This is a genomic window from Nonomuraea sp. NPDC049309, assembly GCF_043196965.1.
GTDB classification, from domain to species: Bacteria; Actinomycetota; Actinomycetes; order Streptosporangiales; family Streptosporangiaceae; genus Nonomuraea; species Nonomuraea fastidiosa.
The window spans coordinates 326,906-346,437 of the sequence record NZ_JBICSH010000003.1; the positions used below are offsets into that span (position 1 = coordinate 326,906).

At 70.8% G+C, this 19,532-nt stretch carries 19 protein-coding genes; 14 read left to right on the top strand and 5 right to left on the bottom strand.

The annotated features are described in order from the left end of the window. Positions 1–83: 83 nt before the first annotated feature. The 3 genes from ACGFIM_RS22260 to ACGFIM_RS22270 form a co-directional block, all read right to left on the bottom strand. The gene (locus tag ACGFIM_RS22260; protein ID WP_393203099.1) at positions 84–1,025 is read right to left on the bottom strand and encodes an NYN domain-containing protein; all 942 of its coding nucleotides are present in this window, start codon (positions 1,023–1,025) and stop codon (positions 84–86) included. 107 nt (positions 1,026–1,132) lie between these two features. Further along, positions 1,133–1,342, bottom strand: coding sequence for an acyl-CoA carboxylase subunit epsilon (locus tag ACGFIM_RS22265; protein ID WP_393203101.1), 210 nt, complete (start codon positions 1,340–1,342; stop codon positions 1,133–1,135). Then, positions 1,339–2,925: an acyl-CoA carboxylase subunit beta gene (locus ACGFIM_RS22270; RefSeq protein WP_393203103.1), complete on the bottom strand. Its 1,587-nt coding sequence runs from the start codon at positions 2,923–2,925 to the stop codon at positions 1,339–1,341. Before ACGFIM_RS22270 ends, ACGFIM_RS22265 begins: the two co-directional genes overlap by 4 nt. Positions 2,926–2,961: 36 nt before the next feature. Between ACGFIM_RS22270 and ACGFIM_RS22275 the strand changes: the two genes are divergently transcribed. From ACGFIM_RS22275 to ACGFIM_RS22285, 3 genes are all read left to right on the top strand, one after another. Further along, complete coding sequence (locus tag ACGFIM_RS22275; protein ID WP_393203105.1) at positions 2,962–3,954, top strand: ABC transporter ATP-binding protein; 993 nt, start codon at positions 2,962–2,964, stop codon at positions 3,952–3,954. A 3-nt stretch (positions 3,955–3,957) separates the two neighbouring features. Beyond that, on the top strand, positions 3,958–5,517 hold the full coding sequence (locus ACGFIM_RS22280; protein ID WP_393203107.1) for a hypothetical protein: 1,560 nt from the start codon (positions 3,958–3,960) through the stop codon (positions 5,515–5,517). A gap of 68 nt (positions 5,518–5,585) precedes the next feature. Beyond that, positions 5,586–8,207: a phosphoenolpyruvate carboxylase gene (locus tag ACGFIM_RS22285; RefSeq protein WP_393203109.1), complete on the top strand. Its 2,622-nt coding sequence runs from the start codon at positions 5,586–5,588 to the stop codon at positions 8,205–8,207. A gap of 45 nt (positions 8,208–8,252) precedes the next feature. Here ACGFIM_RS22285 and fdhD read toward each other — a convergent pair whose 3' ends face one another. Then, positions 8,253–9,128, bottom strand: a complete 876-nt coding sequence (fdhD, locus tag ACGFIM_RS22290; protein WP_393204162.1) for a formate dehydrogenase accessory sulfurtransferase FdhD — start codon at positions 9,126–9,128, stop codon at positions 8,253–8,255. Positions 9,129–9,166: 38 nt separating this feature from the next. Between fdhD and ACGFIM_RS22295 the strand changes: the two genes are divergently transcribed. The 8 genes from ACGFIM_RS22295 to ACGFIM_RS22330 all read left to right on the top strand — a co-directional run bounded on the left by ACGFIM_RS22295 (position 9,167) and on the right by ACGFIM_RS22330 (position 15,851). Next, positions 9,167–9,988, top strand: coding sequence for a biotin--[acetyl-CoA-carboxylase] ligase (locus tag ACGFIM_RS22295; protein ID WP_393203111.1), 822 nt, complete (start codon positions 9,167–9,169; stop codon positions 9,986–9,988). A gap of 71 nt (positions 9,989–10,059) precedes the next feature. Next, positions 10,060–10,572 (top strand): PH domain-containing protein, encoded by a 513-nt coding sequence (locus tag ACGFIM_RS22300; protein ID WP_393203113.1) that lies wholly within the window; start codon positions 10,060–10,062, stop codon positions 10,570–10,572. Between the two features lie 88 nt (positions 10,573–10,660). Beyond that, positions 10,661–11,746: an S-(hydroxymethyl)mycothiol dehydrogenase gene (locus ACGFIM_RS22305; RefSeq protein ID WP_393203115.1), complete on the top strand. Its 1,086-nt coding sequence runs from the start codon at positions 10,661–10,663 to the stop codon at positions 11,744–11,746. Further along, entirely contained in the window at positions 11,746–12,366 is a 621-nt protein-coding gene (locus tag ACGFIM_RS22310) for an MBL fold metallo-hydrolase (RefSeq protein WP_393203117.1), read from the top strand. Before ACGFIM_RS22305 ends, ACGFIM_RS22310 begins: the two co-directional genes overlap by 1 nt. A gap of 185 nt (positions 12,367–12,551) precedes the next feature. After that, positions 12,552–12,728 carry a (2Fe-2S)-binding protein gene (locus tag ACGFIM_RS22315; protein ID WP_364060003.1) on the top strand — a complete coding sequence of 59 codons (177 nt, stop codon included), beginning with the start codon at positions 12,552–12,554 and terminating at the stop codon, positions 12,726–12,728. Between the two features lie 25 nt (positions 12,729–12,753). Further along, complete coding sequence (gene bfr, locus ACGFIM_RS22320; RefSeq protein WP_393203119.1) at positions 12,754–13,248, top strand: bacterioferritin; 495 nt, start codon at positions 12,754–12,756, stop codon at positions 13,246–13,248. 653 nt (positions 13,249–13,901) lie between these two features. Then, positions 13,902–14,570, top strand: a complete 669-nt coding sequence (locus ACGFIM_RS22325; protein ID WP_012888073.1) for a response regulator transcription factor — start codon at positions 13,902–13,904, stop codon at positions 14,568–14,570. A gap of 3 nt (positions 14,571–14,573) precedes the next feature. Continuing rightward, the gene (locus tag ACGFIM_RS22330) at positions 14,574–15,851 is read left to right on the top strand and encodes an ATP-binding protein (RefSeq protein WP_393203120.1); all 1,278 of its coding nucleotides are present in this window, start codon (positions 14,574–14,576) and stop codon (positions 15,849–15,851) included. Here the strand turns inward: ACGFIM_RS22330 and ACGFIM_RS22335 are convergent. Beyond that, positions 15,835–16,317: a GtrA family protein gene (locus ACGFIM_RS22335; protein WP_393203121.1), complete on the bottom strand. Its 483-nt coding sequence runs from the start codon at positions 16,315–16,317 to the stop codon at positions 15,835–15,837. The two genes, ACGFIM_RS22330 and ACGFIM_RS22335, sit on opposite strands and share 17 nt — an antisense overlap. Positions 16,318–16,708: 391 nt before the next feature. Between ACGFIM_RS22335 and ACGFIM_RS22340 the strand changes: the two genes are divergently transcribed. The 3 genes from ACGFIM_RS22340 (at position 16,709) to ACGFIM_RS22350 (ending at position 19,471) form a co-directional block, all read left to right on the top strand. Beyond that, complete coding sequence (locus ACGFIM_RS22340; protein ID WP_393203123.1) at positions 16,709–17,857, top strand: 5-(carboxyamino)imidazole ribonucleotide synthase; 1,149 nt, start codon at positions 16,709–16,711, stop codon at positions 17,855–17,857. After that, on the top strand, positions 17,854–18,348 hold the full coding sequence (purE, locus tag ACGFIM_RS22345; protein ID WP_393203125.1) for a 5-(carboxyamino)imidazole ribonucleotide mutase: 495 nt from the start codon (positions 17,854–17,856) through the stop codon (positions 18,346–18,348). Before ACGFIM_RS22340 ends, purE begins: the two co-directional genes overlap by 4 nt. 223 nt (positions 18,349–18,571) lie before the next feature. Beyond that, the gene (locus tag ACGFIM_RS22350; RefSeq protein ID WP_393203127.1) at positions 18,572–19,471 is read left to right on the top strand and encodes a GNAT family N-acetyltransferase; all 900 of its coding nucleotides are present in this window, start codon (positions 18,572–18,574) and stop codon (positions 19,469–19,471) included. Positions 19,472–19,532 lie beyond the last annotated feature (61 nt).

The following is a 19,532-nucleotide window of genomic DNA, read 5'->3' on the forward strand; positions in this document are numbered from 1 at the left end:
GTCTCCGACCGTATGCCCTGCTCAGGGGTGACGACTGGCGGAAATCGGACCGGGCCGTGAAGGCCCAGGTCACCGCCGGTGCGCTACTTCGACGAGACGCCCACCCCCAGGTCGAACTCGCGGTACACCCGGGCCCAGAACCCGTCACGCAGCCACACCCGCGCCTCCGGGTACGGCCGCAGCGAGTGGCCCAGCTCCTTCTCCGCCTCGATCAGCAACTCGGTGTCGATCACGGTCGGCAGTATCGGGCCGGGCAGCAGGTCGCGGATGTTGTCGCGGCCACGCGTCAAGATCCACTTCTGTGCGACGTGCTCGCCCACGTCCTCCACGCGCGGCCGGCTGGGGCCGAGCTTGGCCACCTGGCCGGGCTTGGCGTGCGGCTTGACGGGCGCGCGCCCGGCGAAGACCTGCGCGGGCGAGGGCGCGGTGCTGGGCGGTGTGACGGGCACGGGCTGCGGAGCACGGCTGAAAAAGGGCCTCAGGAAATCTGCACTGATCACTTCGACGGTGTCGGACTCCCACACCAGGCGCTCTGCCTGGTTGGTGCCGTACGGGGGTTCGACGCCCCACAGGTGGATGCGCACGCCGTACGCCTGTGCCGCCTCGACCGCCGGAACCATGTCCTCATCGCCCGCCAGCAGGATCGTGTCGGTGACCGCATGATGCCTGGCCAGCGCCTCCAGATCACTCCGGATCTGCGCGTCAACGCCTTTCTGCTGGCCGCGGGCGTTCAGGTTGCCGAGGCGCACCTTGACCCACGGGAGCTGGGCGATCACACGTTGGTCGACGGTCGGCACGCGATCACGAGCTGCGTCATACCAATAGATCCGCAGAAGTTCGCCTGAAATACGTTCCTCTGCATGTTTCTGTAGACTTTGGATGAGCTCATCGGCGGCCACCCGATATTCCTTGCGCTCCTTCGCGCCGAGCAGCACTTCACCCGCCGCCGCGTACAGATAACCGACATCCACTAGGACGGCGTACTTGGCTGCCACAGGATGCGGCATGAGGTCTGGGATGGCCATGTCGTCCTCCAGGCCGCGGTGTTAGTTGATCGGCTGACTATATACGCCTACTTTCTCTAGATAGTCCCAACTCCCGGGGAACTTGACACCCGATTCGCAGGATCTATCTAGGGTAGTGCGCTCATCCGCCATGCCGACTTCCCTGGGACGACAGGCTTACGCATAGCTCTGGCGGGGTTTCGCCAGGTTTGGCGAGGCAAAGATGGAGCGCGCTCCGTTTCGGCTGCGGGGCGCCGCCGCGCCGCGAGCGCGGTCACGAGCGCGGCCACCTCCTCGGGCGTGGCGTCGCCCCGGACAATACGTAGATGTGGCGTCATAGCGGGATGTTCCCATGCTTCTTGGGCGGGAGCGTGGCGCGCTTGTTCCGCAGCGCGCGCAGCGCCTTGACGACCTGCGGCCGGGTCTCGGACGGCCGGATCACCGCGTCCACATAGCCCCTTTCGGCGGCGATGTACGGGTTGGCCAGCGTGTCCTCGTACTCGGTGACGAGCTTGGCCCGGTGCGCGTCGGGGTCGGCGGCGGCGGCCAGCTCGCGCCGGTAGAGGATGTTGACCGCGCCCTGGGCGCCCATGACCGCGATCTGTGCGGTGGGCCAGGCCAGGTTGATGTCCGCGCCGAGGTGCTTGGAGCCCATGACGTCGTACGCGCCGCCGTACGCCTTGCGCGTGATCACGGTGACGAGCGGGACTGTCGCCTCGGCGTAGGCGTACAGGAGCTTGGCGCCGTGGCGGATGATTCCGTTCCATTCCTGATCGGTGCCGGGGAGGAAACCCGGCACGTCAACAAAAGTCAAGATGGGGATATTGAAGGCATCACATGTTCGAATAAATCGCGCAGCCTTCTCGGATGCCTTGATATCCAGACATCCGGCGAAATGCATGGGCTGGTTGGCCACCACGCCCACCGGCCGGCCGTCCACCCGGCCGTACCCGACCACGATGTTCGGCGCGAACTGCGCGTGGACCTCAAGGAACTCGCCGTCGTCGAGCACGTGCTCGATCACCCGGTGCATGTCGTACGGCTGGTTCGCCGAGTCGGGGATCAGCTCGTCCAGCTCGGGGTCCGGGTCGAGGTCCTCCGCCGCGGCGTAGACGGGCGGCTCGTCGAGGTTGTTGGACGGCAGGTACGACAGCAGCGCCCTGACGTAGTCGAACGCGTCCTGCTCGTCGGCGGCCTGGTAGTGGGCCACGCCCGACTTCGTGTTGTGCGTGTGCGCCCCGCCCAGCTCCTCGAACGTGACCTCCTCGCCGGTCACCGTCTTGATCACGTCGGGGCCCGTGATGAACATGTGCGAGGTCCGGTCCACCATCACCACGAAGTCGGTGAGCGCGGGGGAGTAGACGTGACCGCCGGCCGCGGCACCCATGATGAGCGAGATCTGCGGGATCACGCCGGAGGCGTGCACGTTGCGCTTGAAGATCTCGGCGTACAGGCCGAGCGCGACCACGCCCTCCTGGATGCGGGCGCCGCCGCCCTCGTTGATGCCGATGATCGGGCAGCCGGTCTTGAGCGCCAGGTCGAGCACCTTGACGATCTTCTCGCCGTACACCTCGCCGAGCGAGCCGCCGAAGACCGTCACGTCCTGGGAGAACACGCACACCTGGCGGCCGTCGATGGTGCCGTGGCCGGTGATCACGCCGTCGCCGTACGGACGCCGCTTGTCCAGCCCGAACATGGTCGAGCGGTGCCTGGCGAACGTGTCGAACTCGACGAACGAGCCCTCGTCGAGCAGCGCCAGCACCCGCTCCCTCGCCGTCATCTTGCCCTTGGCGTGCTGCTTCTCCACCGCCGCCGCGGACCCCGCGTGCACGGCCTCCGCGCGACGAAACTCCAGATCAGCGATCTTTCCGGCGGTGGTGTGAATATCCGGTTCTTCCGGCATCGGCTCGGCAGTGGTCATGCGCGCAAGGCTAGCCCCTCCTCCTAGAGTGGATCCATGACGGACGCCGTACGCACGCACGCCCTGTTCAAGCGCTACGGGCAGCAGATCGCCGTCGCAGGCGTGAACCTCACCATCCCCCGCGGCAGTTTCGCCGGACTCGTCGGCCCCAACGGGGCGGGCAAGACGACCACGCTCAGCATGATCACCGGGCTGCTGCGCCCCGACGGCGGCATCGCGGAGATCGACGGCTACTCCGTCTGGCACGATCCCGTCGCCGTCAAGGCCCGCATCGGCGTGCTGCCCGAAGGGCTGCGGCTGTTCGAGCGGCTGTCCGGCCGCGAGCTGCTGATCTACAACGGCCGCCTGCGCGGCATCCCCAAGGCCGACGTCGAGCAGCGCGCCGCCGAGCTCCTCGACGTGATGGACCTCACCTCCAGCGCCGACAAGCTCGTCGTCGACTACTCCACCGGCATGCGCAAGAAGATCGGCCTGGCCGCCGCGCTGCTGCACAACCCGTCGGTGCTCTTCCTGGACGAGCCGTTCGAAGGCGTCGATCCGGTCAGCGCCAACACGCTCACCGAGGTGCTGCGCCGCTACACCGCCTCCGGCTCCACCGTCATCTTCTCCAGCCACGTGATGGACCTGGTGGAGCGGCTGTGCGACTGGGTGTCGGTGATGAGCGCGGGGCAGATCGTGGCACAGGGCCCGTTAGCGGACGTACGCGGCGGGCGCAGCCTCAACGAGGCCTTCCTCGACCTCGTCGGCGGCGCGCCCGGCGCCGACGGCGCGAAGCTGAGCTGGCTCGGCTCCCGCCCGCCACAGCCCGGCCCGCCACAGCCCGGCTCTCCGCAGCCGGGTCCCTCGCCCTACGGCTCTCCGCAGCCGGGTCCCTCGCCCTACGGTCCTCCGCAGCCGGGTCCCTCGCCCTACGGCTCTCCCCAGCCGGGTCCGCCGCACCCCGGTCCTCCGCAGCCGGGTCCGCCGCACCCCGGTCCTCCGCAGTCCCATCCCTGGCAGCAGGGCCCGGACCAGGCAGGGGGAGCCTGACCCATGGCGACGATCGCGCTCTTCGCGCAGCTCAAGCTGCGCCTGCTGGCCGGAAACCTGCGCGGCGACGTGCAGCGCAAGATCGGCTTCGTGCTCACGCTGCTCCTCGCGGCAGGCTTGGCCGCACTCGGCTTCTTGCTCATGAGCCTGCTGCGGCTGGCCGCCCCGGACGTCGCCGCCGACCTCGTCACCCTCGCCTTCACCGCGCTGCTCGCGGGCTGGATGATCGTGCCGCTGCTCGCGTTCGGCGTGGACGACACGGTCGACCCGGCCAAGCTCGCGCTCCTGCCGCTGCGCACCCCGCGCCTCGCGGTCGGCATGTTCACCGCGTCCGTGATCGGCGTCTGGCCCGCCGCACTGCTGATCGTGACGCTCGGCGCGCTCGTCGGGCTCGCATCCGGGGCGGGCGGCTGGCTGATCGGGCTGCTCGCGGTGCTGGTGCAGTTCGCGCTCTGCGTGGTGGCCTCCCGGCTGATCACCACGGCGCTGTCCAGCGCGCTGCGCACCCGGCGCGGGCGCGACGTGCTGGCGGTCGCCGCGCTGCTCGTCGTCCTGCTCGCGCAGCTTCCCAACCTGCTGCTGAACAGCGGCTTCGCCGACCCGGGAGCGCTGCTGCACCGCCTGGCCGGCGCGCTCAGGTGGACGCCGCCCGGCATGCTGGCGCACGCCATCAGCGACGGCGGGCTGCTCGCGCTCGCCGAGGTGGTGCTGGTCGCGCTGCTCACCGTGGTGCTGGCCGTGCTCTGGATCAAGGCGCTCAGCCGGGCCCTGGTCACGCCCGGCGACTCCGTCAAAGCGGCCACCGTACGCAGGGAGAGCGGGCTCATCGACCGCTTCCTGCCGGACGGGCCGCTGGCCGCCGTGGTGACCAAGGAGCTGAAGTACATCAGGCGCGAGCCCCGCTACCGCGTCGGCTGGGTCAGCGCGATCGCGCTCACCGTCATCCTGGCGTTCTCGCTGACCAGAGGGGGAACCGGCGGCTCCGGCACGGCGATCGCGCTGGCCTCGATCGCCGCCGGCATGATCACCCTGCAGTCGGTCAACGCCTTCGGCATCGACGGCCGCTCGATCTGGATGAACGCCGTCGCATCCGGCGACGAGCGCGGCCTGGCCACCGACCTCGCCGGGCGGCACCTCGCGAGCGCGCTCATCGCCGTGCCGCTGATCGCGGTGATCGCCACCGGCGCCGCCCTGTTCACCGGCCACCCGTCCGCGATCCCGCCCGCCCTGCTCGCCGGGTGGGGCGTGCTCGGCATCGGGCTCGGGGTCGGCTCGGTGACCAGCGTGGTGCTGCCGTACACGGTGCCGGAACGCATGAACGCCTTCACCGGCGCCGCCCCCGGACAGGGCGGGCTCGCGTTCGCCTCGGCGATGGGCGCCATGGTGGCGATCAGCGTGCTGTCGCTGCCGTTCGTCGTGCCGATGGCGTTCGGGCTCACCTGGGCGTCCGTGCTCGCGCCCTTCTGCGGGCTGCTGATGGAGACGCTCGGGCGGCGGCTGGCCGCCAGGGTCGGCTTCCGCCGCACGCCAGAACTCCTCGCGGCGGTGTCGCGACCCACCTGACCAGTGGTCTAGTCCAATACCTGAGACCGGTCTACGGCGCCGAAAAACGACTCGCTACCCTTCGAAACATGATTGACCAGGGGCTCGAGCGTCGCAGTGCCGCCGTTACCGAGATGCCGGACGAGCTACGTCACGACGTGCGTCTGCTCGGCAAACTGCTCGGCCAAGTGCTGGCCGAGCAGGGCGGCGAAGACCTGCTGGCCGACGTCGAACGCCTGCGCAAAGCCGTCATCGCGGCGCGCAGGGGCGAGGTCTCGGCCGACGCCATCACCGAAATGGTCGCCGGATGGGAGATCGAGCGGGCCGTGGCGGTGGCCCGCGCGTTCACCTGCTACTTCCACCTCGCCAACCTGGCCGAGGAGCACTACCGCATCCGCACGCTGCGCGAGCGCGACGCCGAGGGCAAGGTGCAGCGCGAATCGCTCGCGCAGGCCGTGCAGCAGCTCGGCCAGGACCGCGTCGTCGAGCTGCTGGACGGCCTTGAGCTGCACCCGGTGCTCACCGCGCACCCCACGGAGGCCCGCAGGAGGGCCGTGGTCACCGCCATCCAGCGCATCAGCGGCCAGCTCACCGAGTACAACGCCCCCGGCCGCGGGGCCTCCGAGCGCGCCGAGAGCAAGCGGCGCCTGCTGGAGGAGATCGACCTGCTGTGGCGCACGGCCCAGCTCCGCTCCACCAAGCTCGACCCGCTCGACGAGGTGCGCACCGCCATGGCCGCCTTCGACGAGACGCTGTTCCGTACGGTGCCGCAGGTCTACCGCTCGCTCGACGCGGCGCTCGACGAACGCACCGGCACCCGCCCGCCCCTGGCCAAGCCGTTCATCAGGTACGGAAGCTGGATCGGCGGCGACCGCGACGGCAACCCCAACGTGACCGCCAAGGTCACCCGCGAGACCATCCAGATCCAGTCGGAGCACGTCCTGGCGGCGCTGGAGACGGCCTGCTCCCGCATCGCCCGCACGCTGACCGCATCCGCCCAGTTCGCGCCGCCATCGGCCGAGCTGCGCACCCGGCTGGCGGCGGCCGTGGCCGCCCATCCCGACGTGGTGTCGGAGCTGGCCACCCGCTCGCCGCGCGAGCCGCACCGGCAGTGGCTGCTGTTCGTGGCCGCCCGCATCGCCGCCACCCACCGCCGCGACCTCGACCTGGCCTACCGCTCGCCCGACGAGCTGCTGGCCGACCTGCGCCTCGCCCAGGAGTCGCTGGCCGCCTCCGCGCCGCGCCAGGCGTACGGCGAGCTGCAGCACCTCATCTGGCAGGTGGAGACGTTCGGCTTCCACCTGGCCGAGCTGGAGGTGCGCCAGCACTCCCAGGTGCACGCCGCGGCCCTGGAGGAGCTGCGCTCGGGGGCCGAGCCGTCGGAACGCACCGAGGAGGTGCTGGCCACCATCCGGGTGATCGGCTGGATCCAGGAGCGCTACGGCGTCAAGGCGTGCTCGCGCTACGTGGTCTCCTTCACCCGCTCGGCCGACGACATCGCCGCCGTCTACGAGCTGGCCCGCTACGCGCTCGGCGACCGCGCGCCGGTGCTCGACGTGGTGCCGCTGTTCGAGTCCGGCCAGGACCTCGCCAACTCGGCCGACGTGCTGACCGGCATGCTGGAGATCCCCGAGGTGCAGCAGCGCCTCGCCGACACCGGCCGGCGCATGGAGATCATGCTCGGCTACTCCGACTCGGCCAAGGAGCTCGGCCCCGCGGCCGCCACGCTGCGGCTGTACGAGGCGCAGGAGGCGCTGACCGCCTGGGCCGCGAAGCACGACGTCAAGCTGCGCATGTTCCACGGCAGGGGCGGCGCGCTCGGCCGCGGCGGCGGCCCGGCCAACCGCGCGGTGCTGGCGCAGGCGCCCGGCTCCGTCGCGGGCCGGTTCAAGGTCACCGAGCAGGGCGAGGTCATCTTCGCCCGCTACGGCCACATCGCGATCGCCCGCCGCCACCTGGAGCAGGTCGCCAACGCGGTGCTGCTGGCCTCCTCGCCCACGGTGAGCGAGCGCACGGCGGCCGCCGCCGAGCGCTTCCGCGGCATGGCCGAGCAGGTGGCCAGGGCGTCCGAGCAGGCGTACCGCGCGCTGACCGAGGCGCCGGGCTTCCCCGAGTGGTTCGGCCTGGTCAGCCCGCTTGAAGAGATCGGCACGCTGCGGCTCGGCTCCCGTCCGGCCCGGCGCGGCCTCGGCGCCCCGCGCTCGCTCGACGACCTGCGGGCCATCCCGTGGGTGTTCGCCTGGGCGCAGACCCGCGTCAACCTGCCCGGCTGGTACGGCCTGGGCACCGGCCTCGCCGCCGTCGGCGACATCGACGAGCTGCGCGCCGCCTACCAGGAGTGGCCGCTGTTCAACTCGCTGCTCGACAACGCCGAGATGTCGCTGGCCAAGACCGACCGCTCGATCGCCGAGCGCTACCTCGCGCTCGGCGGGCGGGAGGACTTCAGCAGGCAGGTCCTCGAGGAGTACGACCGCACCCGCGAGCTGGTGCTGCGCGTCACCGGGCACACCCGGCTGCTGGAGAACCGCAAGGTGCTCAGCAGGGCCGTGCAGCTGCGCGACCCGTACGTGGACGCGCTGTCGCACCTGCAACTCCGTGCCCTGCGCGCGCTGCGCACCGGCAACCCGTCGGAGCAGGAGCGCGACCGCCTGTCCACGCTGCTGCTGCTGTCGGTCAACGGCGTCGCGGCCGGACTGCAGAACACCGGCTGACCGCACGCAGGAGCCCGTGCCGGGACCGTCCCCGGCGCGGGCTCGTCACGACAGCACGCGCTCGGCGCCCGCGTACACGTTGCAGCGCTCCCCGCGCAGGAAGCCCACCAGCGTCAGCCCGAACTCCCTGGCCAGCTCCACCGCCAGCGACGACGGCGCCGATACCGCGCACACCACGGGCACCCCGGCCGCCAGCGCCTTCTGCATGATCTCGTAGCTCGCCCTGCCGCTGACCATGAGCACGTGCTCGGCCAGCGGCAGCCGCTCGTTCAGCGCCGCCCACCCCACGAGCTTGTCCACCGCGTTGTGCCGGCCGACGTCCTCGCGCACCGCCACCGGCGTGCCGTCGGCCGCGAACAGGCCCGCCGCGTGCAGGCCGCCCGTCTTGCCGAACACGCCCTGGGCCAGCCGCAGCGCTTCGGGCAGCCCGTACAGCAGGTCGGGGGAGAGCGTGAGCTCGCCGCGCGCCACCGGCCGGCAGCGGTCGCGCAGCGCGTCGAGGCTGGCCGAGCCGCACACGCCGCAGGCGCTGGAGGTCAGGAAGTGCCGGTCGAGCGCGGGCAGCTCGGGGACGGGGCCGTGCAGGCGCACCGTCACCGTGTTGTAGCGCGCCTCGGGCGGCAGGTCCTCGTCGGTGCAGTACGCGATCGCCGCGATGTCGCCCGGCCCCGCGAGGCCCTCGCCGTGCAGGAACCCGGCGGCCAGCTCGAAGTCGTGCCCCGGGGTGCGCATGGTGATGGCGACCGTCCTGCGCGTGCCGTCCGGCGCGGTGAGCCGGATCTCCAGCGGCTCCTCGGTCGCGAGGTCGTCGCGCCGGTCGCGGCCCGCGGCGCCGGTCAGCTCCCTGACCCGGACGCGGGTGATCGGACCGGGGCGCGCCTTGACGTCCCGGCCGCTCGCCATCGGGGGAGTCGTACGCATGCTCATCCCTCCCTCCTACCCCCTGCGAAGATAGGGGGATGCCCGACTCACGCTACTCCGACCTCGAGCGCCCGCCACTGTCCGAGGCGGCGCTCACCCGTGCCCTGGTGCGTCCCGGCTCGCTGTGGACCGCGCTCACCGTCGTCGGCAGCACCGGCTCCACCAACGCCGACCTCGCCGCGGCCGCCCGCGACGGCGCGCCCGAGGGCACGGTGCTGGTCGCGGAGGCGCAGCGGGCGGGCCGCGGGCGGCTCGGCCGCACCTGGTCGGCGCCGCCCCGCTCGGGCCTGACGTTCTCCATCCTGCTCAGGCCGCGGGTGCCGGTCGCGGCCCAGGGCTGGCTGTCGCTGCTGTACGGCGTCGCCGCCGCCTCGGCCGTGCGCCGCGTCGCCGAGGTGGACGTCCGGCTCAAGTGGCCCAACGACCTGCTGATCGGCGAGCGCAAGCTGGCCGGCGTGCTCGCCGAGCGCGCGGGCGACGCCGTCGTCATCGGCATGGGGCTCAACGTCTCGCTCCGCGACGACGAGCTGCCCGTCGAGACCGCCACGTCGCTGGCCGTGGAGAAGGCCGCCTGCACCGACCGCGACCCGCTGCTGCGCGCCGTGCTGCGCGAGGTCGAGACCCACTACCGCGACTGGACGCGGGCGGGCGGCGACGCCGAGGCGGCCGGCCTGCGCTCGGCGTACCTGGCCGCCAGCGCCACCGTCGGGCAGCGGGTCAGGGTCGAGCTGCCCGACGACCGCACGCTCACCGGCCTGGCCACCGGCGTCGACAAGGACGGCCACCTGCAGGTGGAGGCGGGCGGCGAGCGCCACACGCTGAGCGCGGGCGACGTCGTGCACGTCAGGCCGGCGGGGTGAGGGGGCCGGGTCGCTCCCGCGGCATGACGGGTACGGAGCGTTGATGGCATGTTTTGGGCCATGATTGGGCCATGACCATTCCCGACCACCATCTGACGCAGGGTGAGCGGCGCATCCGTAGCTTCCACCCCCACTGGAAGCGGCTCGTCGGCCCCTTCATCGCGCTGGTCCTCATCGCCGCCGCCTCGGGTGCGGCGATCTACTTCATCCCCGGTGACTTCGAGTACGCCGGCTATGCCAGGATCGCGGTCGCGGTCATCGGGCTCATCCTGCTGACGATCTGGTCGTTCGTGCCGTACCTGCAGTGGAAGAACACCGGCTACGTGCTCACCACCCACCGCTTCACGATCAGCACCGGCGTGCTCAACAAGTCGACCGACGAGATCCCCATCGCCAAGGTCAACACGGTGAGCTCCGACCAGACGTTCGCCGAGCGGCTGCTCGGCTGCGGCACGCTGACGGTCGAGTCGGCGGGCGAGCGCGGCGAGATCGTGCTGCGCGACATCCCGAAGATCCAGGACGTCCGCACCGACCTGTTCCGGCTCGTCGAGGACGCAGCCGACGGGGAGATCGACGGCCGCTGACATGTGGGGACGCGGGTCCTGCAAAGGTCTCGGCGCGCTCACGCCCGGTCTCTTGCGGAGATCAACCTCCTGACACAAGATGGCTGGCATGCCGTACGAAGTGCAGGGCGTCGTCGCCCGGGGCAAGGGCCAGGAAGTTTCCCTCGAGACGGTGATCGTGCCGGACCCGGGTCCGGGCGAGGCGGTGGTGAACGTGCAGGCCTGCGGCGTGTGCCACACCGACCTGCACTATCGGGAGGGCGGGATCAGCGATGACTACCCGTTCCTGCTCGGACACGAGGCGGCGGGCGTCGTCGAGGCGGTCGGCCCCGGTGTCACCGAGGTCGCGCCCGGCGACTTCGTGATCCTCAACTGGCGCGCGGTGTGCGGCCAGTGCCGGGCCTGCCTGCGCGGGCGGCCCTGGTACTGCTTCAACACCCACAACGCCCGGCAGAAGATGACGCTCAAGGACGGCACCGAGCTGTCGCCCGCGCTCGGCATCGGGGCGTTCCTCGACAAGACGCTCGTCGCGGCGGGCCAGTGCACGAAGGTCTCCGCCGACGCGCCCGCGCCGGTCGCGGGCCTGCTGGGCTGCGGCGTCATGGCCGGCATCGGCGCGGCCATCAACACCGGCGGCGTCACCCGCGGCGACAGCGTGGCGGTCATCGGCTGCGGCGGTGTGGGCGACGCGGCCATCCTCGGCTCCTCGCTGGCCGGCGCGGCGAAGATCATCGCGGTCGATGTGGACGATCGCAAGCTGGAGTGGGCCCGTCAGTTCGGCGCCACCCACACCGTCAACTCCCGCGAGAGCGACCCGGTCGAGGCGATCCGCGAGCTGACCGGCGGCTTCGGCGCCGACGTGGTGATCGAGGCGGTGGGCAGGCCCGAGACGTACGAGCAGGCCTTCTACGCCCGCGACCTGGCCGGCACGGTCGTGCTGGTCGGCGTGCCGACTCCGGAGATGCGCATCGACCTGCCGCTGCTCGACGTGTTCGGCCGCGGCGGTGCGCTCAAGTCCTCCTGGTACGGCGACTGCCTGCCCTCGCGCGACTTCCCCATGCTCATCGACCTGTTCCTGCAGGGCCGCCTGCCGCTCGACAAGTTCGTCACCGAGACGATCAGGGTGGACCAGGTCGAGGAGGCGTTCGCGAAGATGCACAGGGGCGAGGTGCTGCGTTCGGTGGTGGTCTTCTGATGATCGACAGGGTCATCACCTCGGGCACGTTCTCGCTGGACGGCGGCACGTGGGACGTCGACAACAACGTCTGGCTGGTCGGCGACGCCCGCGAGGTCGTGGTCATCGACGCCGCCCACGACGCGACGGCGATCGCCGAGCGGGCGGGCGGGCGCAGCGTGCGGGCCATCGTCTGCACCCACGCCCACAACGACCACATCAACGCCGCCCGCGAGCTGTCCGAGCGCACGGGCGCGCCGATCCGGCTGCACCCCGCCGACCAGGTGCTGTGGGAGCAGGTGTACGGGCCCGAGGTGTCCTACGAGCCGCTGGGCGACGGCGACAAGCTCACGGTGGGCGGTATCGCGCTGCAGGTCCTGCACACGCCGGGCCACTCGCCGGGCGCGGTCTGCCTGTACGCGCCCGACCTGGGGGCGCTGTTCAGCGGCGACACGCTCTTCAAGGGCGGGCCTGGGGCGACCGGGCGGTCTTACAGCTCGTTCGAGACGATCATCGAGTCGATCAGGGAACGGCTGCTGACGCTGCCGCCGGAGACGGTCGTCCACACCGGGCACGGCGACTCCACCACGATCGGCGCCGAGGCGCCGCACCTGGAGGAGTGGATCGCCCGCGGCCACTGAGCCGGGCCCTTCCGACGCCGAGCCCGGGGGCCTTCCGACCCGCGGAAGGCCTTTCACCTGCGGGAATCCGGCGAGTGTGACCGACCCGACGTAGGCAAGCCTAACCTCAGTGCGTTATCTTAGGTGTGCCTTACCTAAGGCGGTCCCCCTCGTTCGTCCCTGCGTTGAAAGGCCTGCCCCCAGCAATGTACGTGTGCATCTGTCGTGCCGTGACCGAGAACGAAGTGCACGACTGCATCGCCGCCGGGGCGACCAGCGCCAAGCAGATCCGCGACACCACTGGTGCCGGTGGTGACTGTGCCCGTTGTGTTCGGAAGATCTGTGCGATCCTGAAAAGGTCTCAAGAACTGACGACCGCATGACCGGATCGACGATGAGGGGCCCCGGATGCAGGGCGATAGGCAGATCATCGAGTTGCTCAACGAACAGCTCACCGCTGAGCTGACCGCGATCAACCAGTACTTCCTGCACGCCAAGATGCAGGAGAACTGGGGATACACCAAGCTCGCCAAGCGCACCCGCGACGAGTCCATCGAGGAGATGCGCCACGCCGAGCGGCTCACCGACCGCATCCTCTTCCTCGAGGGCCTGCCCAACTATCAGCGGCTTGGAACGCTCCACATCGGGCAGACGGTGCCCGAGCAGATCCAGGCCGACCTGGAGGTCGAGATGGCGGTGGTGCAGCGCCTGCGGCCGGCCATCCAGCTCATGCGCGAGAAGGGCGACATCACCTCGGCGAACATCTTCGAGGACATCCTCAAGGACGAGGAGGAGCACATCGACTACCTCGAGACCGAGCTTGAACTCATCCAGAGCCTGGGCGAGCAGCTCTACCTGGCGCGTTACGCCGAGCCCCGCTCGTTCGACAACGACTACAACTGACCCCGCCGCCCTCACCGGCTGCCCGGGGCGTGCAGGCCGTCGAAGCCGTCCGAGCGGACGCCGGGAGGCCCGGCCACTCCGCACCGGCTCGCCTGGTGCGGCCCTGGCACTCGCCGCGTCACGCGAGCCGGGAGGGCCGGCCACTCCGCACCGGCTCGCCACCGCTTTCCCTGCGGCCCTGCCGGATTTCCCGTGGCCAGTGCCGGGTTTCCGTGACCCCTGCCGGGGCGCCGTAGCCCCTCGCCCGCGCACCCCGGCCACCGCACCGCCCGTCCTCTCTTCCCCACGGTCGGGAGGCTGCGCCGTGTCTCGGCTGGGGCTTTTGGGGAGGGAGGGGGAAGGCTGTCCGTCCTCCCTCCCCCGGCCGGGAGGCGAACGGTGTCGAGCCGGGAAGTCCGGAAACGGCGGCATTTCCGCTTGATCGATTTTCTGGGACTTATGCGAGAAACGCCGATCATTATCCGGTCGTGGTGATTGCGGCGTTCCAGAGCGGGCATGACCACCTCGTTGACCCGCGCAACGCAAGCGGTGGTGTTTTAATCACCCCCTAAGCTATTTTAGCTGTGTTTGCCCAGGTCAATGGATAGGTCAACGACGAGTCAAACCGCGCGCTCAACCCGGGAAACGATCGCCTAAGGTCCTACGATCGCTTTATGACCTGCGTTCTTCTCGCCGAGGATGACACCTCGATTTCGGAGCCGCTTGCGCGCGCACTGCGCCGCGAGGGCTATCAGGTCGAGGTGAGCCCGGACGGCCCTCAAGCCTTGGAGAGGGCCCTTTCGGGCGGCATCGATCTCATTGTTCTCGACCTTGGGCTGCCAGAGATGGACGGCCTGGAGGTCGCCCGCCGGATCCGTGCCGAAGGGCACGGCACTCCGGTTCTGATTCTCACGGCACGCGTCGACGAGGTCGACACCGTCGTCGGACTCGACGCGGGCGCCGATGACTATGTGACGAAACCGTTCCGCCTCGCGGAGCTGCTCGCCAGAGTGCGGGCGCTGCTGCGGCGTGGCACGTCTGAGACCCCGGTCGTCCAGGGCGTGCGGATCGACGCCGATTCGCGCCGCGCCTGGATGGGGGACAAGGAGCTGCACCTGACGACCAAGGAGTTCGACCTGCTTCGCGTGCTCGTACGCGACGCGGGCAAGGTCGTCACCCGTGAGCAGATCATGCGCGAGGTGTGGGACACCAACTGGTGGGGGTCCACGAAAACGCTCGACATGCACATCTCCTGGTTGCGTCGGAAGCTGGGCGACGACGCCGCCAAGCCGCGTTACATCACCACGGTCCGGGGGGTCGGCTTCAGGTTCGAGCGCGAGTAGGAGATGCGCCGCCGACTGCTCTCCTCCACGCTGCTCGTCGCGGTCATCGCGGTCCTGCTGCTGGGGGTCCCCCTGGGCGTCGTCGTCAGCCGCCTGATCGTGGATGAGGCGGCTAAGGAGCTCGGGGCGGAGGCCAAGCGTCTCGTGGGCGAGGTGGAGTACGCCCGCATCCAGGAGACGCCGCTCGACCCCCAGCAACTGGAACAGAAGTATCCGGGCAGATTCATACAGATCTGGGAACGCGGAACCCCCCTGAGGGTGACCGTCGTCGGCGACCCCCCGCCGTCGGGTCACCTGATGACCGAGGACGCCCAGACCAATACCGGCATCTATGTGCGCATCAGTCGCGACCGCGACCAGGTCGAGCAGGACGTACGGGCTCGGCTGCTGCTCATCGTGGCGCTGGCCGGCGCCGCGCTGGCGGTCGCCGTGAGCCTGGCCGTCGTCCAGTCGCGGCGGCTCACGCTGCCGTTGCAGGACCTGGCGAAGATCGCCGACAGGTTGGGGTCGGGTGACGCGCGGCCGAGCAAGCATCGCTACGGCATCCCGGAGCTGGATCGCGTGGCGCAGGTGCTCGACCGCAGCGCCACCCGCATCTCCGACCTGCTCACGCGCGAGCGCGAGTTCGCCACCGACGCCTCGCACCAGCTCCGCACCCCGTTGACAGGGCTGACGATGCGGCTGGAGGAGATCGTGGCCTCGGCCCACGAGCCCGATGTGGTCCGCGAGGAGGGCGAGGCGGCGATCGTGCAGGCCGAGCGGCTCACCGCGGTCATCGACGAGCTGCTCGCCGCGGCCCGGCGGCAACGGCACGCCCAGGCCGAGCCGGTGGCCGTGGACGAGGTGCTGTCGCAGCAGATGACCGAGTGGGAGCCGGTGTTCAAGGACGCCGGCCGCGAGCTGCGGCTCGAAGGCATGCGCGGGCTCAAGGCGATGGCCACCACGGGCGGCTTCGGCCAGGTCATCGCCTCGCTGCTGGAGAACTCCCTGCGGCACGGCGGCGGCACGGTCACCGTCTCCACCACCTGTGGCGACAACTACGTGGTGATCGAGGTGTCCGACGAGGGCCCCGGCATCGCCGACGACATCGCTCCCAAGATCTTCGACAGGAACGTCAGCGGCGGCGGAGGCACCGGACTCGGCCTGACGCTGGCCCGCGCGCTGGCGGCCGCCGACGGCGGCCGGCTCGAGCTGGTGCGGCGCAGGCCTGCGACGTTCGCCATCTTCCTGCGCCCGGCCGACGACGACGGCCGCAACAGGGTGGTCAGCGGTCCTGCCTGACGCCGCTCTCCGGCAGCTCGACGGGGATGGGCTCGGTGGCCTCCAGGAACACCCACTTCTTGTACGACCAGTAACGGAACAGGGTGCCGAGCCCGACGCCCACGATGTTGGCGATGTTGAAGCTGAGCGTGTCGTGCAGGCCCAGCGTGTACGTGGTGAAGCCGATCGTCAGCATGCCGAACAGCAGGGCGATGCCGTTGAGCAGGAAGAACAGAAAGTATTCGCGGCCGAGGCCGCTCTGCTCGCGGTGGCGGAAGGTCCAGTAGCGGTTGCCGAGGTAGGCGAAGGTCGTGGAGATCGTGGTGGCGACGACCTTGGAGGTCAGCGGGCCGAGGCCGATGACGACGTTGCAGAGGTTGAGCAGGCTCGTGTCGAGGACGAACGCGACCGCCCCGATGCTGCCGAACTTGGCCAGCTCGTGCACGAGAGAGGCGAACCGCTGGTAGAGCCGCTTGGCGAAAGTCACGTCTCTGCTGGGTCCCTTCCCTCGTCGAGCCTCGCCACGCCGGGCGTGGTTCACGTCGGGGCGTGACGTCCGTGCCGGGCGTGACCCACGTCGAGCGTGGTCCACTCAGCGTACCGGCCGCGATGCAGGCCGGGTGTCAGGCGTACGAACATACCCCGCAAAGATGGTCTGCAGAAAAAACGCCTTATGTGCGGCATGCCCGTTAAGTAGGCATTACGCTTCCCTGCGGTTCGAGGGCACGCGAATCGCTGGGCGGTCGTGCCGGTCAGGCCGACCTGGGACGGTCGTCCAGCTCCCGCACCTGATCGGCCCGCTGACGAGCCGTGACGATCATCCGGAAGGTCCGGGGCCGGGCGGGGTAAGTGGTTGCGTCCCGGTAAGCTCACCTGGCGTGAGTGCCATCAGCCCCATCGGACCGGTCGTCGGCATCGTCGGCGCGGGCCAGCTCGCCAGGATGTCGCAGCCGCCCGCCATCGCGCTCGGCGTCGAGTTGCGGGTGCTGGCCAACAATCCCGGCGAGAGCGCGGCCAGGGTCGTCGTCGACACGCGCATCGGAGACTATCGCGATCTTGATGTGCTCCGCGAGTTCGCCCAGGGGTGCGACGTCGTCACGTTCGACCACGAGCACGTGCCCACCGAGCACATCAAGGCCCTGACCGCCGCCGGCGTCACCGTCCGTCCCGGCGCCGACGCCCTCGTCCACGCCCAGGACAAGGCGGTCATGCGCGAGCGGCTGAGCGCCATCGGCGTGCCCTGCCCGGCCTGGCGGCGCGTGGCGACGCTCGACGACGTCACCGCGTTCGCCGAGTCCCACGGCTGGCCCGTCGTGCTCAAGGCCGTGCGCGGCGGCTACGACGGGCGCGGCGTGTGGGTGTGCCGCACGCCCGAGGAGGCCGCCGAGGCGTTCGCGACCGGCGTCGAGCTGATGGCCGAGGCGTTCGTGCCGTTCGAGCGCGAGCTGGCCGTGCTGGTCGCCCGCTCGCCCCACGGCCAGGGCGTCAGCTACCCCGTCGTCGAGACCGTCCAGCGCGACGGCATCTGCGTCGAGGTCATCGCGCCCGCCCCCGACCTCGACCCCGAGGCCGCCGCGCGCGCCCAGCACATCGGCCTGCAGATCGCCAACGAGCTGGGCGTCACCGGGCTGCTGGCCGTCGAGATGTTCGAGACCGCGCGCGGCATCGTGGTCAACGAGCTGGCCATGCGCCCGCATAACAGCGGCCACTGGACCATCGAGGGTGCCACCACCTCGCAGTTCGAGCAGCACCTGCGCGCCGTGCTCGACCTGCCGCTCGGCTCGCCCCGCATGACCGCCCAGCACGTCGTCATGGCCAACCTGCTCGGCGGCGACGACCCCGACCTGTTCAAGCGCTACGAGCACGTGCTCGCCCACGACCCCGGCATCAAGCTGCACTTCTACGGCAAGGAGGTGCGGCCGGGCCGCAAGATCGGCCACGTCACCGCGCTCGGCTCCAACCTGGAGAAGGTGCGCGCCCGCGCCCGCCACGCCGCCGTCTACCTCATGACAGGGGAGTACACATGACCGTCGCCATCGTCATGGGCAGCGACTCCGACTGGCCGGTCATGAAGGCCGCCGCCGAGGCGGTCGCCGAGTTCGGCGTGCCGTTCGAGGCCGACGTGGTCTCCGCCCACCGCATGCCGATCGAGATGATCGAGTACGGCCGCCAGGCCGCCTCCCGGGGCATCAAGGTCATCATCGCCGGTGCCGGCGGCGCCGCCCACCTGCCCGGCATGCTCGCCTCCGTCACCCCGTTGCCCGTGATCGGCGTCCCGGTGCCGCTGAAGTACCTCGACGGCATGGACTCCCTGCTGTCGATCGTGCAGATGCCGGCCGGGGTGCCCGTCGCCACCGTCGCCGTCGGCGGCGCCCGCAACGCCGGCCTGCTCGCCGTCCGCATCCTCGCCGCGTCCGACGAGGGGCTGCGGGCGCGGATGGAGGAGTTCCAGGAGAAGCTGAAGGAGCAGGCGTACGCGAAGGGCGAGCGCCTCCGCGCCGAGGCCGCCGAGCTGTAGTCGCGTGCGGGCGCCGCGCAGATCCCGGCGCCGAGCCTCTCACGTGCCCCTCCCGGCGCCCCTCGCGTGTCGTCGCCGCGCGGTTCCGGCCCGGCCCCTGGCAGAGCGTTCCTTGGTGGCCGGGAGCGCCGGCGGTCGGGTCCGCGCCGGCGGGCTCTTGCGGATGTCCGAAAGGGGCACATGCCTTTTATCCTGGGGTTTTCCGCGGATAGGGTGCCGAGCCATGGACGACGACCCGATCAAGGGCCACGAGGCCCGCGTACGCGCTGTTGACCCGCTCGTGGCCGACCAGGGCGCGCTGGTCGTCAGAGAGCACGACGTGCCGCTCGAGGTGCCCGGCGGCGTCGGTCTGGTGAACGTGGACCGGCTCGACCCCGGCGGCCTCCAGGCCGCGTGGTCGCCGCTGGTCGTGCACCGGCTGCGTGCCCGGGTGTCCGGTCCCGACCCGGAGAAGGCCCTCGGGGCGCTGCTCGACCGCTGGCTGGACATGCCGCGCGGCGACGAGCCCGAGCAGGCGCTGAGCGTCGTGTGGCCGAGCCGCGACACCGTCCCGGTCAGAGCGCTGGCCGTACGCGGCTTCGCCCCCACCGTGGCGGTCTCCGTCCACCGCCTGCGCCCGCATGACGCGCCCGCTCCGCCCGCCTCGCCGGTGAAGATCCGCGCGGCGGGCCACGGCGATGTGGACGCGGTCTCGGCCTTGTACGAACGCCTGGCCGCCTTCGACGCCCAGTTCGGCTGGGTGACGCCCAGGCCGTCCACCCCGGTCAGGATCAGGGAGTCGGTGGCGGGCGAGGTGCTGCCGCTGGAGTGGTGCTGGCTGGCCGAGGTGGACGGCGAGCCGGTGGGCTGCGTCATCGTCGAGCCGCCCGTACGCGCCCGGTGGATCGCGGGGTGGGTGAACGACGCGCCGGTCGCCTACCTCGGGGTGATGTACGTCGAGCCGTCGGCACGGGGGCGTGGCATCGGGGCGGCACTGGCCGAGGTCGCCCACGCGCACGCGGCGGCGGAGGGCGTGTCGTCCATGCTGCTCCACCACGCCCTGCCGAACCCGCTCTCCACCCCGTTCTGGGCGCGCCGGGGCTACCGCCCGTTGCTCACCCAGTGGGTACGCCACCTGACCTGACCATGCCACGCCCGAGGCGTCACCCGAAGGGGCCGGGTCGGCTGGTCGGGGCGGATGCGGA

What these genes read in the sequence shown, in the direction of transcription:
- ACGFIM_RS22305 (WP_393203115.1), top strand. Translation starts at nt 10,661, where the DNA reads ATGCCGTACGAAGTGCAGGGCGTCGTCGCCCGGGGCAAGGGCCAGGAA.
- ACGFIM_RS22350 (WP_393203127.1), top strand. Translation starts at nt 18,572, where the DNA reads ATGGACGACGACCCGATCAAGGGCCACGAGGCCCGCGTACGCGCTGTT.
- ACGFIM_RS22285 (WP_393203109.1), top strand. Translation starts at nt 5,586, where the DNA reads ATGATTGACCAGGGGCTCGAGCGTCGCAGTGCCGCCGTTACCGAGATG.
- ACGFIM_RS22330 (WP_393203120.1), top strand. Translation starts at nt 14,574, where the DNA reads ATGCGCCGCCGACTGCTCTCCTCCACGCTGCTCGTCGCGGTCATCGCG.
- purE (WP_393203125.1), top strand. Translation starts at nt 17,854, where the DNA reads ATGACCGTCGCCATCGTCATGGGCAGCGACTCCGACTGGCCGGTCATG.
- ACGFIM_RS22300 (WP_393203113.1), top strand. Translation starts at nt 10,060, where the DNA reads ATGACCATTCCCGACCACCATCTGACGCAGGGTGAGCGGCGCATCCGT.
- ACGFIM_RS22265 (WP_393203101.1), bottom strand. Translation starts at nt 1,342, where the DNA reads ATGACGCCACATCTACGTATTGTCCGGGGCGACGCCACGCCCGAGGAG.
- ACGFIM_RS22295 (WP_393203111.1), top strand. Translation starts at nt 9,167, where the DNA reads ATGCCCGACTCACGCTACTCCGACCTCGAGCGCCCGCCACTGTCCGAG.
- ACGFIM_RS22260 (WP_393203099.1), bottom strand. Translation starts at nt 1,025, where the DNA reads ATGGCCATCCCAGACCTCATGCCGCATCCTGTGGCAGCCAAGTACGCC.
- bfr (WP_393203119.1), top strand. Translation starts at nt 12,754, where the DNA reads ATGCAGGGCGATAGGCAGATCATCGAGTTGCTCAACGAACAGCTCACC.
- ACGFIM_RS22270 (WP_393203103.1), bottom strand. Translation starts at nt 2,925, where the DNA reads ATGACCACTGCCGAGCCGATGCCGGAAGAACCGGATATTCACACCACC.
- ACGFIM_RS22280 (WP_393203107.1), top strand. Translation starts at nt 3,958, where the DNA reads ATGGCGACGATCGCGCTCTTCGCGCAGCTCAAGCTGCGCCTGCTGGCC.
- ACGFIM_RS22275 (WP_393203105.1), top strand. Translation starts at nt 2,962, where the DNA reads ATGACGGACGCCGTACGCACGCACGCCCTGTTCAAGCGCTACGGGCAG.
- ACGFIM_RS22310 (WP_393203117.1), top strand. Translation starts at nt 11,746, where the DNA reads ATGATCGACAGGGTCATCACCTCGGGCACGTTCTCGCTGGACGGCGGC.
- fdhD (WP_393204162.1), bottom strand. Translation starts at nt 9,128, where the DNA reads ATGCGTACGACTCCCCCGATGGCGAGCGGCCGGGACGTCAAGGCGCGC.
- ACGFIM_RS22315 (WP_364060003.1), top strand. Translation starts at nt 12,552, where the DNA reads ATGTACGTGTGCATCTGTCGTGCCGTGACCGAGAACGAAGTGCACGAC.
- ACGFIM_RS22325 (WP_012888073.1), top strand. Translation starts at nt 13,902, where the DNA reads ATGACCTGCGTTCTTCTCGCCGAGGATGACACCTCGATTTCGGAGCCG.